Origin of the sequence: Legionella bononiensis (assembly GCF_016786215.1) — a bacterium.
In the GTDB taxonomy this organism is placed as follows: Bacteria; Pseudomonadota; Gammaproteobacteria; order Legionellales; family Legionellaceae; genus Legionella; species Legionella bononiensis.
On sequence record NZ_JADOBG010000012.1, the window covers coordinates 195316 to 213396 of the forward strand.

An 18081-nucleotide genomic window follows, 5' to 3' on the forward strand; every position below is an offset into this window, starting at 1 on the left:
CTACTTCACTCATTGACTGCGTGCATAACCGTCAATAAAGAGCCAAAGTGGAATATGGGCTTTACACAACCTGAACTATCACCATTTCAGCATAGGTATCAGATTGGAATAATCATCAGTCCATAAAAATTGATTATTGTCACTGACAAAACGCCAGCCAGTTCCCTTCATCAGTTGCATAGCCAAAGGTTGATTCATGGTGAGCAAAGCCCACTCGGAATCAAACTGCCCGAGCTTGGGATCCCCTTTGTGCACCAGACTGAGTAACATCATATCCAATGATCGACTTACTGAATTCTCGACTGGCAGTAGGTGAAGATGTCGATTACTCAGGTTCACCAAAATCACCCCATCTTCCTTCAGTTTCTTCTTATAAAGGGTAAACGCTTCAAGAGTCATTAGATGAACGGGAATTGCATCCGAATTGAAGGCATCCAAAATAATTAATTGCTGTGATCCATCAGGTATTTTATTCAAAGCCAGTCGACCATCATCTCTTATTAACTTTACTGAGGGCAAACAGTCACGCAGATAAGTAAATAATTTGGGATTTTTCGCCAAATCAATGACTTGCTGATCAATTTCAATCACCGTTAATTGGTCATTTTCTCTAAATTGACACACCATGGTTCCAGTACCTAATCCCAATATGGTCACTGACATGGAATGAAATTCCTTTTGCATGTCTTCAACAACGGATTTTATGGCACCGTAATATGCCCTAAAACCGCTAATCGGTTTCTTTTCTCCAAGCAATTGAAAGCCATGAACTGTTGACTGACTGACCAATACATGAGTATTTTCTTTAATCAACACCTGTTTAACACCAAAGAAATTTCGTTCTTGCAATAAAATATTTTTATCCAAAAAAATAGGAGAATAAAGAAAGGCAAATAAAATAAACATGGATAAAATGAGACTCACTTTACTTTTATAACCAACAACAATGACAATTAATGCCAGAATTGCGGTAACTTGAAAAGTGGAAAATCCTGCATACCAGTTGATTTGAGGTATAAAATAATGCAGTAAAAGCAAACAGGTAACAACCAGTGGTACCCACCAGTCCTTTGAGTAATTGGACAAAGGGAGAACAAATAAACTCAATAAAATTGCTAATGGGTATTCATAAATTTGATTAAATAAATGAGTAGCAAGTATTCCATTGAATACTCCTGCAAGCACACCGCCCAAAGCAAGACAAAAATAAAATAAGGTCAGTAATTGCGGTTCGGGTCTTCGCTGAAATAATTGGCCATGACAGAGTAAAGCCAAAACAAAAAAACTGGCTAAATTAGCCAGTATAACCTGCCAGACATGAACCTGATTTGCTTTTAAAATATAACCTAGAATGGTAAACACCAGAAAAAAAATACAATTTCTCTTTATCCATTCATTGGATATAAAGGGTTTGGTTGTAAAAGTTATAACAAAGGTAAGCAAATATAAGGCTAAAGGCAGTACCCAAAATAAAGGAGTAGCCGCAACATCCGTAGAAATATATAAAGTAACACCTAACATCAGGCTGCACGGGATAAAACTTAAAAATACCCAGTACAGCATGGATCGCCAGGGCAAGGCTTTTGTATCCGTGCGTTGATGCTCTAATGGCTTATAACGAGCGCTGTACAGAACAAACAGCAATAATAACAGATAAGCCAGATATCCTATGCTCCAGAGATGAAACTGATGAGTTATTCCCCAAACTCTCTCAATTACCCAAGGATAAATAAGTAAGGTTATTAAACTGCCCAGATTACTTGCTATATACAGATAATAAGGATCAGATGCCCCTTTGCTGGAAGTTTGACTGTAAGCAAATTGTAATAAAGGCGCAGATGCCCCAATAATCAATAGAGGCAAGCCCAATTGAGATAATAAATCATAGAGTATATCCCATTCTGGATATCCAGCCATTTCTGCAGGTTGAAACAGAAGTGGAATTGCAATGATACTCAACACAATCAGAACAGTATGAACCAAACGCCAGAGCAGGGATCTATTAAGAAAACTTAATAACCAGACATATCCATAGGATACAAGCAATATTCCCTGGAAAAACAGCATACAAACAGTCCATACAGCAGGAGTACCGCCATAAACCGGCAATATTGTTTTCGCTACCATAGGCTGGATGCTAAATAAAAGAACTGCACTAAGAAATAAACTTACCGGAAAAAGAAAACGTAACACGAAGCAATCCTTGGCTGACAACAGGTGATTATAAGAACAGAGTATAAAATTTCAACATACTCACTAATAAGCCATCTAGGGTTCAAGGACATATAATAGGGAATGTAGAGACTGGTTACAATAGCTTCAGGTTAATGGATCAAATTGAATAAGGAAGCACGAGTACAAAAATATCCATCTAAATTGTAGCCTGTATTAGGCGCAGCCGTAATACAGAATTGATGCGTAATCAAAACCTGTATTACGGCTGCGCCTAATACAGGCTACGATCTGATACCTCAATCTAATACCGTTTAGTAGACAAATCACTTCTCCGGGTAAATCACTGAGAATTTTGGGCTGCACTATACAATCACTTCATTATTTAGTATCAATTGAAGCAGTTAACATCCAATGTGCCTTTTGATGAGCGGCAATACGATCGCTTAGTAAAGTTACCGTTCCCTCATCATTATTATCCTGGGCAATTTTGATTGCCTGATTTAAATCATTAACTAAAGTACTGTTATCTTTGGCCAATTCAATAACCATCTGATTGGCGCTCAAACTTGAATCCCCATCTTTGATGGTTTTTAATCGATTAAATTCAGGAAAAGTAGCTGGAGCCTTATGCCCCATCATTAATATTCGCTCAGCAACCTGATCAACTGCTTCTGCTAATTCTTTGTATTGCATTTCAAACAGCTCATGCAAACTTTTAAATTGAGGGCCTTTAACATGCCAGTGATAATTTTGAGTTTTAAGATATAAGGCATAGGTATCAGCCAGAGCCACTTCCAGTTTTTTAATCACGTTACTCATAATTTATCCCTTATTTATTATTCTGATACTAATAATAGTTTAAATTGATTAAATAACAACTGGTGCTTTCAGGGAGATTAAAAACGCATGCCTTGTATTTCTCAACAATAAAAAACCCGCCATAAGGCGGGTTTTTAAGGAAAGCAGGGAAGCTTACATCATGCCGCCCATGCCTCCCATACCGCCCATGCCGCCCATATCGCCAGCACCAACACCTTCATCTTTCTTAGGTAAATCTGCAACCATACACTCAGTTGTTAACATTAAGCTGGCTACAGAAGCTGCATTTTGTAATGCCATACGAGTAACTTTAGTTGGATCAAGAATACCCATCTCAACCATATCACCGTATTCACCAGTTGCTGCGTTGAATCCATAGTTATCTTTATGTTCAGAAACTTTGTTTACAACTACAGAAGACTCATAACCAGCGTTAGTTACGATCTGACGCATTGGAGATTCAATAGCGCGACGCAGAATATTGATACCCATAGTTTGATCGTCGTTATCGCCTTTCAATGAATCCAGTGCTTTTTGAGCACGAATCAATGCAACACCACCACCAGCAACGATACCTTCTTCTACTGCAGCACGAGTAGCATGAAGAGCATCTTCTACACGAGCTTTCTTCTCTTTCATTTCTACTTCAGTAGCAGCACCTACTTTAATTACAGCAACACCACCAGCTAATTTAGCAACACGCTCTTGTAATTTCTCACGATCGTAGTCAGAAGTAGTTTCTTCCATTTGAGCACGAATTTGAGCGATACGAGAATTGATCTCAGCTGCTTTACCTTCACCATCGATAATGGTTGTATTTTCTTTAGTAACAACAATCCGTTTAGCAGTACCCAGATCTTCCAAAGTAGCCGCTTCAAGGCTCTTGCCAATTTCTTCAGAAATAACTTGTCCGCTAGTTAAAATCGCGATGTCTTGTAACATTGCTTTACGACGATCACCAAAGCCAGGCGCTTTAACAGCACATACTTTAACAATTCCACGCATGTTGTTAACTACCAGAGTTGCCAAAGCTTCACCTTCAACATCTTCTGCAATAATCAATAATGGACGACCTGATTTCGCAACACCTTCAAGTACTGACAACATGTCACGGATGCTTGAAACTTTCTTGTCAACTAACAGAATAAATGGATGTTCCAGTTCACAAGTCATGTTTTGTTGATTGTTGATGAAGTAAGGAGAAATATAACCACGGTCAAATTGCATCCCTTCAACAACAGATAATTCATTTTCAAGACCATTGCCATCTTCAACAGTGATCACACCTTCTTTACCTACTTTTTCCATTGCTTCAGCAATAATAGAACCAATAGCTTCGTCAGAGTTAGCAGAAATAGTACCAACTTGAGCGATTGCTTTAGTATCTTTGCAAGGCTTGGACATAGCTTGTAATTTTTTGGTAACAGCCAATACAGCTTTGTCGATACCGCGTTTCAGATCCATTGGATTCATGCCGGCAGCAACAGCTTTGTTCCCTTCAACCAGAATAGAACGAGCCAATACAGTAGCAGTTGTTGTACCATCACCCGCAGTATCAGAAGTTTTGGAAGCAACTTCTTTAACCATTTGAGCGCCCATGTTCATGAAACGTTGTTCAAATTCAATTTCTTTAGCAACAGATACGCCATCTTTAGTGACAGTAGGTGCACCATAAGACTTTTCTAATACCACATTACGGCCACGTGGACCCATGGTCACTTGTACTGCATCAGCCAATGCATTAACACCAGCAAGCATTTGTAGGCGAGCATCGTCACCAAAACGTAATTCTTTAGCCATTACTCAATCTCCTTAAACAATTAGATTAGATTACTTCTCAATTACACCCATGATGTCGTCTTCACGCATCACAACTAATTCTTTACCATCAATTTTAACTTCTGTACCAGAATACTTGCCAAACAGTACTACATCACCAATTTTCACTGCCAAAGCACGAACATCTCCATTATCCAGCACTTTACCAGCACCAACGGCAATAATTTCACCACGCATGGGTTTTTCAGTAGCGCTATCTGGAATAACAATACCACCTGCAGTGGTACGCTCTTCTTCCATACGACGAACAACTACGCGATCGTGTAGAGGACGAATTTTCATACTTTTATCTCCTGATTTTAATTAAACTATGATTTACGAGTATTGCCTGCCACCTGGCAAACAATCCTGATGACTGGCATATGGGGCCAAGAATAAAACTTTCAAGGGTTAAAACAAAAAATATTTTCGTTTTATCTGTACTGGCACTACAATGAGGACTAATCTTTTATGGCAAGAAGGCAAAGCATGAAAAAATGGCTTTTATTATCAATACTTTACTTTATCACTTCGCTTACCCATGCTGAACCGCTTCCTGCTTCGGAAGTATTTCAGGTGAATGTAAATAAAGTCGACCCCAATACTTTTGTAATCCAATGGGAAATAAAACCGGATTATTTTTTATATGGCGACAGAATTAAATTAACAGAACAAGCAGACAGTAACATTCATCTAGGGGCTTTGCGTTTTCCACCTACAGTGATAAAAACGGACAAACAGGGTCATACTTATAATGTATATAGAAATCAACTGTCTCTGCCGGTCGCAATACTGGGTAAAGAACCCGGAGAAACAATCCTGAGCCTGCATTATCAGGGCTGCGCTGATGACGGGTTCTGCTACCCGCCAGAAGTAAAGCAGATCAAAGTAGCCATTGATGAAACATTAGCGCTTTCGCTGGTTAATTTGGAGCAGTCATCAGATGCTGCCAAAGTCACCTCCAAAGCACCGCGCAATGAAATCTCGCAAGTGTTCGAAACCAATGGATGGATAACCATACTGTTTATTTTTTTTGGATTTGGTTTACTGCTTTCATTTACCCCCTGTATCCTGCCCATGGTACCCGTATTATCAGGAATCATCATCGGTCATGGTAAAGACGTCACCACAAAAAAAGCATTTTTCCTCTCGTTAAGTTATGTCCTAAGTATGTCAATCACTTATGCTGTCGTCGGCGCGGTTGTTGCAAAATTAGGAGCCAATCTGCAAATCAGCATGCAATCACCCTGGGCAATCAGCATATTCAGCCTGATATTTGTATTGCTGGCCTTATCAATGTTTGGATTCTATGAATTTAAACTTCCTGATTCCTGGCAGGCTAAAATAGCCGGCTCAAGCCGAAGTCAAAGAGGGGGGCACTATATAGGTGCTGCGATTATGGGTTGTCTCTCCACGCTGATCCTGTCCCCATGCGTTACGGCTCCATTAATCGGTGTATTAACCTATATTGCCCAATCCGGTAATGTGCTTTTAGGAACACTTACCTTGTTTTTCTTAAGTCTGGGTATGGGAACACCTTTGCTGCTCATAGGAACTTCAGCTGGAAGATGGTTACCAGAAACCGGAAGCTGGATGAATGCAGTTAAAGCATTTTTTGGTGTTATGCTCATCGCTGTGGCCATATATCTGATGGAGCGCATTTTACCCGCTGGATTGACTATGGGTCTGTGGGGCAGCTTACTGATATTCTCAGGAATTTACACTGGTGCTTTTACGCACTCCATCTCCAGTCGAGAAAAGTTTTGCCAAGGTGCAGGTATCATCATGTTAGGCTATGGCTTACTGATTTTGATAGGTGCCAGCATGGGATCAACTAATCCATTACAGCCTTTGGCAAATCTGCAGGCAGCTACTGTAACGCCCTATCAACCCACAATAAATCAACCAAAAACGCTGGCAAGCATTAAGCGAGAAATCGAACAAGCAAAAGGAACTCCCGTGATGCTCGATTTCTATGCGGATTGGTGTGCCTCCTGCAAAATTATGGAAGCAACTACCTTCCAGGATCCCAATGTTCTTGAGGCGTTAAATCACTTTAAAATCATTAAAATTGACGTTACCGCTAATGATGCGGAAAACAAAGCCATAATGAATGAGTATAAAGTAGTTGCTCCGCCTACTTTTGTATTTTTTAATTCACAAGGTAAAGAGCTTAACGAATTTAAACTGGTTGGTGAAAGTTCGGCAAATGAATTTTTACACAATTTAAATCAGATAAAACAAAATTCGTAACTTCTCAATAACCCCGGGAAAAGTACTTAAACGACGTCCCGGGGCTTGTCCCTTAACGATCCTCATTTTTTATATATCACCCTCTGCGGCCTCTCGTCACCCTTCGCATCCTTCCGTCACCCTCCGCATCCCATCCTCGTCACCCTCTGCATCCTATCCTCGTCACCCTCTGCATCCCATCCTCGTCACCCTCTGCGAAGGCGGAGGGTCCATGTATGGTAAGTCCGATACCGAAACACCATAATAAAATATTCATAACAGTGCATTGCAACTAATAAAATAGGGAACGCTATATTCTATTAATATATTAAATCTCATTAAAAGAGTCTGGGTACACGCGAATAATGCAGTTAAGTGAATCACAAACAAAATGATAAATAATGGACCCTCCGCCTTCGCGGAGGGTGACGAGCATGGGATGTGGAGGGTGACGTAGATGGGATTCGAAGGGTGATGAGGATGGGATTCGGAGGGTGACGAGCATGGGATTCGGAGGGTTGACGGACACTCTTCGCTGTCTTCCGTCGCCCTCCGCGAAGGCGGAGGGTCCATGTATGGTAAGTCCGATACCGAAAAACCATAACGTATTAGCGCAGCGTAATACGGGGACATCATGGCGTGTGTTGCCATATCGATCCTGTATTACGCTTCGCTAATACAGGCTACTAAGATTGTAGATTAATTATTTTCGTAGCCCGTATTAGCGCAGCGTAATACGGGGACATCATGGCGTGTGTTGCCACATCGCTCCTGTATTACGCTTCGCTAATACAGGCTACTAAGATTGTAGATTAATTATTTTCGTAGCCCGTATTAGCGAAGCGTAATACGGGGAAATAATGGAGTTTGTTGCCACATCTATACTGTATTACGCTACGTTAATACGGACTTCTTGGCTTAACTTAATGGCTGTGTCTGGGCCTTTGTAACATCGCCGAATACTTCGGGGGAAGTCCAAATCGGATTGCCAACACAGCCTGATTTAAGGAGTGAATTACTTCACTTCAGCATATAAATCGTACTCATCACTATCGACAATATTGACCTCAACAAAATCACCCACTTTGATGTTTTTTGTCGGTGGAAGATACACCAGTCCATCAATTTCAGGAGCATCAGCTTTGCTTCGAGCAATGATCTGATCCGCAGTAATTTCATCAACGAGAACAGTTTGAGTACTGCCTATTTTGTTTTCCAATTTATTTCTACTGATTTCAGCCTGTAATTGCATAAAACGATGATAGCGTTCTTCTTTAATTTCTTCAGGAACGGGATCGGCCAAATCATTTGCCTTGGCACCTTCAACCGGTGAGTATTTGAAACAACCAACTCGGTCTAATTGAGCTGCCTCAAGGAAGTTCAAGAGTTCAGAAAACTCTTCTTCTGTTTCACCAGGAAAGCCGACGATAAAGGTTGAACGCAAGGTAATATCGGGACATACTTCTCTCCATGAAGCAATCCGTAATAAAGTATTTTCACTGCTGGCAGGCCTTTTCATGGCTTTTAAAATACGTGTATTGGCATGCTGTAATGGGATATCCAGATAGGGAAGGATCAATCCATCTCTCATGAGCGGAATGATTTCATCAACGTGAGGGTAAGGGTACACATAATGCAAACGCACCCAAATACCTAACTCGCCCAATTGCTCACATAAATCATAGAACCGGGTATTAACGGTTTTTCCTTGCCATTCAACGGGTTGATAACGAGTATCTATTCCATAAGCACTGGTGTCCTGGGAGATAACCAGTATTTCGTTTACTCCCGCTTCTTTTAGTTTTTTAGCTTCTGTTAGAACTTGTGCCATAGGATAACTTTGCAATTTGCCACGCATGGTGGGAATAATGCAGAAGGTGCATTTTTGATTGCAACCCTCAGAAATTTTCAAATAAGCATAATGACGGGGCGTTAATTTAATTCCTTGTGGCGGAACCAGCTGAGTAAACGGATCTTTTGGTGGCGGTAAATGTTGATGCACCGCGTTCACCACTTCTTCATAAGCATGAGCTCCACTGATATGAAGAACATCAGGGCAGGCTTCCTTGATGATATCTGCTTTGGCTCCAAGACAGCCCGTTACTATAACCCGGCCATTTTCCGCCATGGCTTCTTTAATGGTATCAAGAGATTCTTTAACGGCACTATCAATAAAGCCGCAGGTATTAATGACAACCACACCCGCATCTTGATAACTGGAAACCAGCTCGTAACCTTGAGCGCGCAGTTGAGTAATGATGCGTTCCGAATCGACCAAAGCTTTAGGACACCCTAAACTGACAAACCCTACTTTATGATTCATAAATTTCTATCTGTAAAAAAATTGAACGAATTATACCGCAAAGTAGCTCTCGTTGTCGACAGTTTCTTGCACTTCAATGATTCATGTCAATCGACCTTTTGGCCAGTAGGTTTTCTACTGATTTTTGCTGGGGTAAGGTCGTTGGTGATGCGGGAGACAATCCTGTCTACTCGTCGCTGCAGCATGATTTCAACCATTACTGTTTCGTTCGGATGAAGAATTTTGTTAATGTCAGCAAGCGAGGAATGAAAATCCAGTACTCTATAATAGGCGAGTGCCTGGTCACTTGCTTCAGGGTGTGCCTTAATCCGAAACCCCAGATTACCCTGCATTTGGGGCGTATTAATACCCGTTTCCATGATGTCGTAGTCAAGAAAATAAGTCAGTTTTCCTCGATTACGCTGATTTCGTTGACGGTCTGCAAAGAAACCTGAAGGAAGCGCATTCTCACTGTATTGGGGACCAGCCGTCAGATACAGATCATAATCCTCAAGATGATTGCCCCTGTCATCAATGAGCCGGAATATAATCATAGAGTAGCGATTGGTGATGTATTCACGGTTAAAGACAAGCGTCTTCACTCGTTCTATATGCTCATTGTTTTGTGTTTCTTCAGTCAGCTTATCCAGCTCTTTTGCCAAAGTATTATAGGACTCACGACTTTTTACCTGGAGGCATCGCATGACCCATATTGCTGTAGGATGTGTTGCGGCATTGGCCATAGTAATGCTGCGGATGATTCCCATGTGTTTCCCGATGTGCGAACACCCTGGCAGAACCCCAAATGCCATTCGTTGAGTTCGTGTCATTTTGGCGACAACAAGATTTTCACCGTTAGTCCCTTCCTGATGTAACTTTAATAGACTGTAATTCATATTTGCAGCAGTAACCCGTACAACTCCATCAGATCCGGCTTCTCCAGTGTAGGAGTTAATTGCATCATAAAGCTGGCGATCAATTTTCTGGCCTGTAAGTACAAAGGAATAGATGCCGTGAGCAGAGCAATCATAATCTAGCCAACTTTCATTAAGTTGCCAGCTCATATCACTGCCGAGCTCAAGCCAATCCAGTACACGTTGTCCCGGTTCAATACCTTCAAAAAAGCTTTTAATACGACCCAGTCTGGATTTGCCCAGTTGAGCGAGCGCCGAACCATGGTTGGCGGGAGCCAGCATGATAAGATGACTCAATGGGCATTTCGCAAGATTATTTTTAAAGTATAAATCCATCCATTTACGAACAACGATTCCCCCTGTGGAGTGAGCGATACAGGCAAAACGTTTTCCCTCTCGCAGTTGGTCAGCAATTTCATCACGCACAGCATGATCAAAGGCTCGGGCAATATCATCAATAGTTATTGAATCGACGAAGCTGATATAGCGTCCCAGGTAAATATTTCCTACTTGAATCTTCAGTTTTCCCTCATTGCTTTGACGTTCAAGCCATTGAGGAAGCTCTCCATAAGTATTGGTGTGGGTGGCACTCCAACCATGAACGAAGATAACAATCATAACTTTCCTTTTCTTATTGATGTTGCGATGGGGTATTGTTGAATAAATCGATAGTTTTGGATTATTTTACAAGAATATAGCTAAGTCAAATTAAAAGTCTGAGGAATGACACCATTTAACCTTAGGAATAAAAAAGTAACAGTGTCGCAATTTAAAACCTGTGATCAAGAACGATTCTGTTGATATGAAACCATCCCATGATACGTCTTCAATCATGGTATTATTTCGGAATCTCCAGTTCATGCTGTTGTTGATTTAAGGGTATCGCCGTTGCTGGTTGAATCAATTTATTGTTTTGCAGGTAGTTCATAATGAAATCCAAAGTTTTATGGAGTGGGGTTGAGTATGGTTCTGCCCTAATCAATTTCTTTGCTTCAAGATAGTTATTCCTGCAATAACGTTTATTATCCATTTTCGCTATTTTCTTATAATGATTGTTAAAGAATGACACCAGTGGATAAATTAAATCCTGCTCCGTAGCATGTTGTTGCAGATGCTCATTAAACTCAGCTAATGACATAGAGTTAAATGAATAATGGTACTGTTCGGTTATATATCGACAGATCATCGGTAAATTCGCGTATTCAGCTGCCAGGTGATAGACCTTGTGTTTCGGATGTTCCAGTAAGGAAATTGCGATGATGTCTTCAGCGGTTTCATCAACAGGCATAAAACTGATTTGATTAGGAAGAGTTATCGCAACACGATGATTTAATAAATACACCAGGGATCGTGCCACGATGTCTTTATCGGTGTATTGATTTTCAGATGAAGCGGTGACCATGGCTGGTCTGTAAATTTGAATCGGTACGCCCAGTTCTTCTGATTGCCAGATTAACTGTTCCGCTACCCATTTTGATTCCGCATAGCCAAAATCAACATATTTGAATGCAGTATTTCGGGTGTCTTCAACTAATAGTTTTGTGGGGGTCCAGCCAAAAATTAAAGTGGTTGAAATATAGTGTATGTATTTTAATCGATGAGTAGTGGCTAATTGAATGATGGTTTTTGTTCCATCCACATTACTGGGTTTTAAGTCTTCATAGCGGCTGAGATAATGGGTCACTGCCCCGTTATGATAGATGCTATCAACGGTTTGGGCTAAAGTCTGCCAACTGGATGCATCCAGACCAAAATGGTCCATGGCAAGATTGCCGCAAAGAATGCTGATCCGTTGTTCTAAACCCATTGCCTGACATCTATCCAGGAGACCATAGTGTTTCAGATTATTCAGTACACGTGACAGACCTGTTTGTTTATCAGCAGCATTGACCAGGAGAACTAATTGATAATTGGTCATTTTCAACAGATTGAAACATAAATAAGCACCTATAAATCCTGTACTGCCAGTAAGCAAAATATGATGAATGTTTTTCTTGGGGCATACGGGCAATATCGAAGGTTCAATGGAACAATGAAGCCGTGCATCGTTTTTAATGTGATGACTGGTAGTTTTAGAATCGTTTTTAAAGCGTTTTAACCAATTGGCTATTAACCTGTTCTGCTCCTTGATGGAAGTTGCGTTGAGGATGTTTTGATATTCTGACAACCGCATGGAATACAGCCTGGAAGCCAAGAGTTCATTGCAATATTTAGGACTGATTTTTTGGGTTAACTGGACATGCAGATGAGTGATGGTTAACGAATCAACTCCTAATTCATAGAATGTTTTATGATTTTGCCCCGGATCTTCCTGAATAAAATGAGTAATACGAAGATTGCCATTAAGTTGTTTTAAAGCGGTAATAGATTGTTCTTTATATAATTGTTTACAGGCGAGTCGTTTTATTTTTCCAGAAGTGGTTTTGGGTAGGCTATAGCGAGAACATAAAACGAGATCGTGTAGTGGAATATCATGATTTTGGAGTATGAATTGAACCAGGGCATCCATATCAGGCAGGCGATTTTTATTTTTAACCTCGGCGATTATGACGATTTTGGTTTCAAAATGATCTTCCCAGGACACGGCAACACATCCATGTGGCTGAATCTCGGGAAACTGTTCAACGGTATATTCAATATCATGAGGGTAAATGTTAACGCCGTTACAAATCATTATTTCTTTGATCCGGCCTGTGATATAAAGCTGCTGATCTTTCATAAATCCCAGGTCGCCAGTTTTTAAATAATTTTTGGAGCATCCTATTATTTTTGCATTAAAAACTTCTTCGGTAAGATCCGGTTTATTATAATAACCCAGAGCGTTACTTTTACTATGTAACCAGATTTCTCCTTCTGTTCCTTCTTTACAAACTATGCGGGTATGCGGATCGACGATTTGAATGTCAATATCGGGACAATAACCACAAGATACTTTTCTGTCATCGGCTTTCCAGACCGGGGTATTTGCCTGAGTGACAAACAAGGTGGCTTCCGCAAGACCATAGGTTGGTTTTAATGCTTCTTTGCGAAGTCCCTTCGATTGAAATGTTTCATAAAATTTTTCCAAAGTGGCGCAATGGATAGGCTCTGCCGCATTAATGACATTGTCCAATGAACTTAAATCCACTTCTCGCTTATCCCATTGAGACACCATAAATTCATAGGCTGCATTGGGGCATTGAATCAGAGTGGCTTTAGTATCCGAAATAAGCTGAAGGAAGGCATTGGGATTGGTCATGAAGGTAGTCGGAGCCATATAATAACCGGTACTTCCATGATAGAGACTGGCCAGATAGGCACCAATTAATCCCATATCGTGGTAGTGGGGGAGCCATGAGGCAACGACTTGATCTGAAGGCTTATTCGTTAAATAGAATCCGATTAATTTTAAATTATGAATCAGATTGTCGTGGGACACCATGACTCCTTTCGGCGCACTGATCGATCCGGAAGTAAATTGCAAAAAAGCGATATCCGGATAGTTATCGGGTCTTTGAAACGAATCACTGGTATTTTCACCTGGATATTTAATCCATGGGACGGAGCACAGTTCTGAAGTATCCAGGGGCTCTGAACTGATGATGCATTGCGGCTGACATTCATTGATAATGGTTAATAGGGTACTGAATTTTTTAGTGTTGTGAGGATGCTTTAATGGAATGGGGATGATGCCTGACTGCACACAAGCCAGAAACGTTACTATAAAATCCGTACCTTTGGTGAATAATAATATGGCTTTATCACCAGAACGCAAAGACATTTTATTACTTAGAAATGCACTTGTCTGATTTACGGATTTTGACAGTTCCCTATAGTTCATCGATTCGGTAATAATACCTTTTTGATTTACCCAGGCCAGTGCCGTCTGATTGGGTTTTGTAATTGAATGATGATGAATGGCATCGGTTATACACTCCATTTCAGGCCCCTCTAAAATCCATTTTTCTTGTTAGTTAATTTTTTATAATAGGTCCTAAACAGGGTTAGAGTCCAGAATTTGCCAGTATTTCAAATTAGGCGTTATAATTATTATCAGCACGTGTTGTATTATTAAAAATGAACTGGGCTAATCCAGTACTGGTTGTGAATTAACTGAATAATGATCAGCTCCAACAGGATATTTGGGGAAACAATCCATAATTAAGGAACATGACATGACACATCGGAGGATATGGATAGCTTCCTTTATATTATTTTTTTGCCCTTTACTCAGTTCATGCAAACAGCAGAAACCTCCATATCAAACAACAGGTTATGTTGAATCCACTCTGTTTTTTGTATCGAGTCCTACTGGAGGACAGCTAAAAAAACTATTTGTTCACGAGGGGGATTCTTTATCTAAAAGCGAGTCAATTTTATCCATTGAGGATCAAAAACCAATTAAAGCTCCTGCAACAGCAACTGTACATGAAATTTTTTATCAAATTGATGAATTTGTTCCACCTAATCATCCTATTGTCAGCTTGTTACTTCCTTCCCAGATGCGAATTATATTTTATGTACCCGAGGCTCATCTCAATAAAATAAAATTAGGGAAACAGGTGTCTGTTATAATTAAAAATCAAAAATATCCAGTTAAGATTACCTACATAGCGAATCAGGCAGAATACACACCTGATGTACTCTTCAGTGAAGAGAACAATCATAAATTGATTTATAAAGTGAAAGCGGATGTGAGGACATCCAAATTAAGAAATGAATTAAAAATTGGTCAGCCGGTGGAAGTGGATTATGAGTAATCCAGATTCTAGCCAACTGGTTATTGATGTGAGTGGACTTTCAAAATCGTTTAATGGGATCAAAGCGGTAATCGATTTAACCTTGCAAATTCAGGCGGGAACCATTTTTGGTTTTTTAGGAGCGAATGGCAGCGGAAAAACGACCTGTCTGCGCTTGCTTAGTGGTTTACTTGTTCCTGATCAGGGAAAGGGACGCTGTCTTGGTCTGGATTTATTTACCCAAACTAAAATGATACAGGCACAAATAGGTTATATGCCGCAGCAGTTTTGTCTGTATCAGAATCTGACCGTTTATGAAAACCTGGATTTTATCGCCCGAATTTATGGATTAAGAAATAGAAAGGCTCGTCTGGATGAAGTGATTGAATTACTTCATTTAGTAGAAAAGAAAAATCAAATCTCCTGCACTCTGTCAGGAGGATGGAAACAACGGGTTGCTCTGGCCGCAGCTTTATTACACTGTCCCCGTATACTTTTGTTGGATGAGCCAACTTCAGGAATAGATCCTCAATCCAGAGTATTAATCTGGAATCACATACAAGATTTGGTAGGGCAAGGGGTTACGGTTTTATTGAGTACTCATTTAATGGACGAAGCAGAACGATGTCATCAACTGGCCTATATGTCTTATGGTGAACTATTGGCCAACGGTTCCTCGGTCGATATTATCCAATCATCCAGGCTGTATTCATGGCGAATAAAAGGGAAAAATCTGGCTGATCTTAAATTAGTACTTACTAAAAATTCAGTTCCCTTGCAGCTTATTGAAAAAGGAAGTGAGATTCGTATCAGTTCGTTGCATCCAGATATATTAAAGCAGTTCGACCCTTCAGTTTTTTTAAATTATGAAGTTGAAGCAACGGATACCACTTTGGAAGATGCGTTTATTTTTAAAATACAACATGAGGAAACCTGAATATGATGCCTGGGTTTTCAGTTCATCGGCTATGGGCCATCATGCGCAAAGAATTTATTTTAATGAAGCGTGATCCCGCAACGATAATTATTATGGCGGTATTGCCATTAATATTGGTATGTATGGCGGGTTATGCGATTAATACCTATCCTAAAAAAGTCCCTACCGTATTAATTAATTTTGATAACAGTGATGTCAGTCGAGAACTCATCCGAAGCATGGAACATACTGAATATTTTAAATTTGTTGCCTCTACTGCCAGCAATGAAGAAGCATACCACCTGCTCAGAACTGGAGATGCTTTGATGGTACTTACCATTCCGGCAGACTTTTCCAAGGCGTTACGTCGACATGAAAATCCTGCTTTATTGTTAGAGGATGGAAGCATTGATTCTCTTTCTACAGGCAGGGCCATAATCGCTCTGGCAGGATTAAAGCAACAGGTGTTAGAGAAGATATTTCCCGGGGCTTTTCATGCGCTGGATCAATTGCCGTCGTTTCAGATCATTATCCATCGTATTTATGATCCCGAACGTATTACTCAGATTTATGTTGTTCCAGGAATGATTGGGCTTGTGCTTATGTTAACCATGTTGTTAATCACGGTGATCATTGCCTTCAGAGATGTGCAGGGAGGGACTATTGATTATTTATTGGCATCTCCCTCACGCCCATCTGAAATTTTGTTAGGAGAAATTCTGTCTTATATCATCATTGGTTATGTGCAGTTAACCTTGGGATTACTGCTTTCTTATTATTTATTTCATATTCCTTTTATAGGTAATCCCCTGTTGCTCTATTTATGTGCGTTGCCTTATATCATTGCTGAATTATCATTAGGATTAACTATTGCGACATTTTGCAAAACTCAATTTGAGGCTGCTCAGATTGTGAACGTATTTATCGCTTTTTCAATTATATTGACGGGTTTTGTTTTTCCAATTTTTGGAATGCCAGAATGGGCACAAATTACCGGACTATTTTTACCTCTGACTCATTTTTTTAAAATTTTGTTTGGTGTGATGTTGCGAGGTAATGATTTTAGTGAAATCTGGGCAAATTTATGGCCACTATTAATTTTTTGCGTTGTTATGATTAGCCTGGCGAGCTTTAGATTTAAGCGTCAGTTCAAATAAACAGGACTTATTAAACAAACTTTTGAGCCAAAGGATGTGCATGATGAAGAACACCATTGCGTTTTATTTGCGGAAGGCATTTTTTCATTGGCGTGAGCCTGGTGACCAGCCATTGCAAGGGTTAGCCAATATAAACTGGCGTTTTGTAATAGAGCAGATAATTTATCATGCAGGAGCACTTTGTGTTGTCTATGTCGGGGTTAGCAAGACTGCTTTTTTCTCATTTTTATTCTTTGATATTTTTCGTGCTTTTTGCGTAACGATTTTGTTGCATCGATATTTTACCCATCGTTGTTTTGAAACGTCGAGGGGCATCCAGTTTATTTTTGCCTTGTTGGCCTTAACTCCATTGCAAAGAGGGCCTCTCTGGTGGGTTTCCCATCATCGCCGACATCATCAGTTTACGGATAAGCCGGGAGATCCGCATACTCCAAAACAAGGTTTTTTCTACAGTCACCTGGGGTGGTATTTTACGATAAACGATTCTGCGACTGATAAATCGTATCTAAAAGATTGGCTACGTTATCCTGAGTTAATCTGGATTGATCGGCTTGAATGGCTTGCGCCTATAGTCATGATGGTATTGGCCTACAGTTATGGTGCGTTAATAAATCATTTTTATCCTGATCTGGGAACGAATGGTTGGCAAATGTTAGTGTGGCTATTCTTTATACCCACAGTATGTGTTCTTCACGGTAGTTGCATCGTTAACTCCGTGTTACACCATGTGGGTTATCGTCGATTTAATACCAATGATAATTCACGTAATATGTGGTTGTTGGCACTCTTCACCTTGGGTGAGGGCTTTCATAATAATCACCATCGATATCAGGCATCCTGTAAGCAAGGTATTTACTGGTGGGAAATTGATTTATCGTACTACGTGATAAAGCTATTAGAGAAACTGAAATTAATTTCCAATTTACGTTATTTTCCTCAATCAATACTAGATGAGGGGCAACATATTATTCCCTACAAGGAAGAATAGACCCGTGCATCATGGAACAAAGAATGCTTTATGCAAGCGGTA

General features: G+C 40.2%; 12 protein-coding genes. 5 read left to right on the forward strand and 7 right to left on the reverse strand.

The features are described from left to right. Positions 1–78: 78 nt before the first annotated feature. The 4 genes from IZU94_RS09115 to groES all read right to left on the reverse strand — a co-directional run bounded on the left by IZU94_RS09115 (position 79) and on the right by groES (position 5115). Positions 79–2193 (reverse strand): spermidine synthase, encoded by a 2115-nt coding sequence (locus IZU94_RS09115; protein ID WP_203110017.1) that lies wholly within the window; start codon positions 2191–2193, stop codon positions 79–81. Between the two features lie 360 nt (positions 2194–2553). Further along, on the reverse strand, positions 2554–2994 hold the full coding sequence (locus IZU94_RS09120) for a Dps family protein (RefSeq protein WP_203110019.1): 441 nt from the start codon (positions 2992–2994) through the stop codon (positions 2554–2556). A gap of 153 nt (positions 2995–3147) precedes the next feature. Further along, positions 3148–4794, reverse strand: a complete 1647-nt coding sequence (gene groL / locus IZU94_RS09125; protein ID WP_203110021.1) for a chaperonin GroEL — start codon at positions 4792–4794, stop codon at positions 3148–3150. Between the two features lie 30 nt (positions 4795–4824). Continuing rightward, positions 4825–5115, reverse strand: a complete 291-nt coding sequence (gene groES / locus IZU94_RS09130) for a co-chaperone GroES (protein ID WP_058474718.1) — start codon at positions 5113–5115, stop codon at positions 4825–4827. 186 nt (positions 5116–5301) lie between these two features. On the opposite strand from groES, the gene dsbD reads away from it, so the two are divergent. After that, entirely contained in the window at positions 5302–7065 is a 1764-nt protein-coding gene (dsbD, locus tag IZU94_RS09135) for a protein-disulfide reductase DsbD (protein WP_203110023.1), read from the forward strand. Between the two features lie 994 nt (positions 7066–8059). Here dsbD and rimO read toward each other — a convergent pair. From rimO to IZU94_RS09150, 3 genes are all read right to left on the reverse strand, one after another. Beyond that, positions 8060–9367, reverse strand: a complete 1308-nt coding sequence (gene rimO, locus IZU94_RS09140; protein ID WP_203110025.1) for a 30S ribosomal protein S12 methylthiotransferase RimO — start codon at positions 9365–9367, stop codon at positions 8060–8062. A gap of 86 nt (positions 9368–9453) precedes the next feature. Then, positions 9454–10878 carry a phospholipase PlaB gene (plaB, locus tag IZU94_RS09145; RefSeq protein WP_203110027.1) on the reverse strand — a complete coding sequence of 475 codons (1425 nt, stop codon included), beginning with the start codon at positions 10876–10878 and terminating at the stop codon, positions 9454–9456. A 220-nt stretch (positions 10879–11098) separates the two neighbouring features. Then, positions 11099–14179, reverse strand: coding sequence for a thioester reductase domain-containing protein (locus IZU94_RS09150; RefSeq protein ID WP_203110030.1), 3081 nt, complete (start codon positions 14177–14179; stop codon positions 11099–11101). 235 nt (positions 14180–14414) lie between these two features. Here IZU94_RS09150 and IZU94_RS09155 point away from each other — a divergent pair, with 235 nt between their 5' ends. Genes IZU94_RS09155 through IZU94_RS09170 form a run of 4 tightly spaced genes read left to right on the forward strand, consistent with a single transcriptional unit; the run spans position 14415 to position 18039 of the window. Then, positions 14415–14999 (forward strand): HlyD family efflux transporter periplasmic adaptor subunit, encoded by a 585-nt coding sequence (locus IZU94_RS09155; protein ID WP_203110032.1) that lies wholly within the window; start codon positions 14415–14417, stop codon positions 14997–14999. Continuing rightward, positions 14992–15915, forward strand: a complete 924-nt coding sequence (locus tag IZU94_RS09160) for an ABC transporter ATP-binding protein (RefSeq protein ID WP_203110034.1) — start codon at positions 14992–14994, stop codon at positions 15913–15915. The genes IZU94_RS09155 and IZU94_RS09160 overlap by 8 nt, the downstream gene beginning before the upstream one ends. Positions 15916–15917: 2 nt before the next feature. Further along, entirely contained in the window at positions 15918–17051 is a 1134-nt protein-coding gene (locus IZU94_RS09165) for an ABC transporter permease (RefSeq protein WP_203110036.1), read from the forward strand. 40 nt (positions 17052–17091) lie between these two features. Further along, positions 17092–18039, forward strand: coding sequence for an acyl-CoA desaturase (locus tag IZU94_RS09170; protein WP_203110038.1), 948 nt, complete (start codon positions 17092–17094; stop codon positions 18037–18039). Positions 18040–18081 lie beyond the last annotated feature (42 nt).

Coding starts and splice junctions, on each gene's coding strand:
- IZU94_RS09160 (WP_203110034.1), top strand. CDS start 14,992: ATGAGTAATCCAGATTCTAGCCAACTGGTTATTGATGTGAGTGGACTT.
- plaB (WP_203110027.1), bottom strand. CDS start 10,878: ATGATTGTTATCTTCGTTCATGGTTGGAGTGCCACCCACACCAATACT.
- IZU94_RS09170 (WP_203110038.1), top strand. CDS start 17,092: ATGATGAAGAACACCATTGCGTTTTATTTGCGGAAGGCATTTTTTCAT.
- groES (WP_058474718.1), bottom strand. CDS start 5,115: ATGAAAATTCGTCCTCTACACGATCGCGTAGTTGTTCGTCGTATGGAA.
- IZU94_RS09120 (WP_203110019.1), bottom strand. CDS start 2,994: ATGAGTAACGTGATTAAAAAACTGGAAGTGGCTCTGGCTGATACCTAT.
- IZU94_RS09150 (WP_203110030.1), bottom strand. CDS start 14,179: ATGGAGTGTATAACCGATGCCATTCATCATCATTCAATTACAAAACCC.
- IZU94_RS09155 (WP_203110032.1), top strand. CDS start 14,415: ATGACACATCGGAGGATATGGATAGCTTCCTTTATATTATTTTTTTGC.
- IZU94_RS09165 (WP_203110036.1), top strand. CDS start 15,918: ATGATGCCTGGGTTTTCAGTTCATCGGCTATGGGCCATCATGCGCAAA.
- rimO (WP_203110025.1), bottom strand. CDS start 9,367: ATGAATCATAAAGTAGGGTTTGTCAGTTTAGGGTGTCCTAAAGCTTTG.
- dsbD (WP_203110023.1), top strand. CDS start 5,302: ATGAAAAAATGGCTTTTATTATCAATACTTTACTTTATCACTTCGCTT.
- groL (WP_203110021.1), bottom strand. CDS start 4,794: ATGGCTAAAGAATTACGTTTTGGTGACGATGCTCGCCTACAAATGCTT.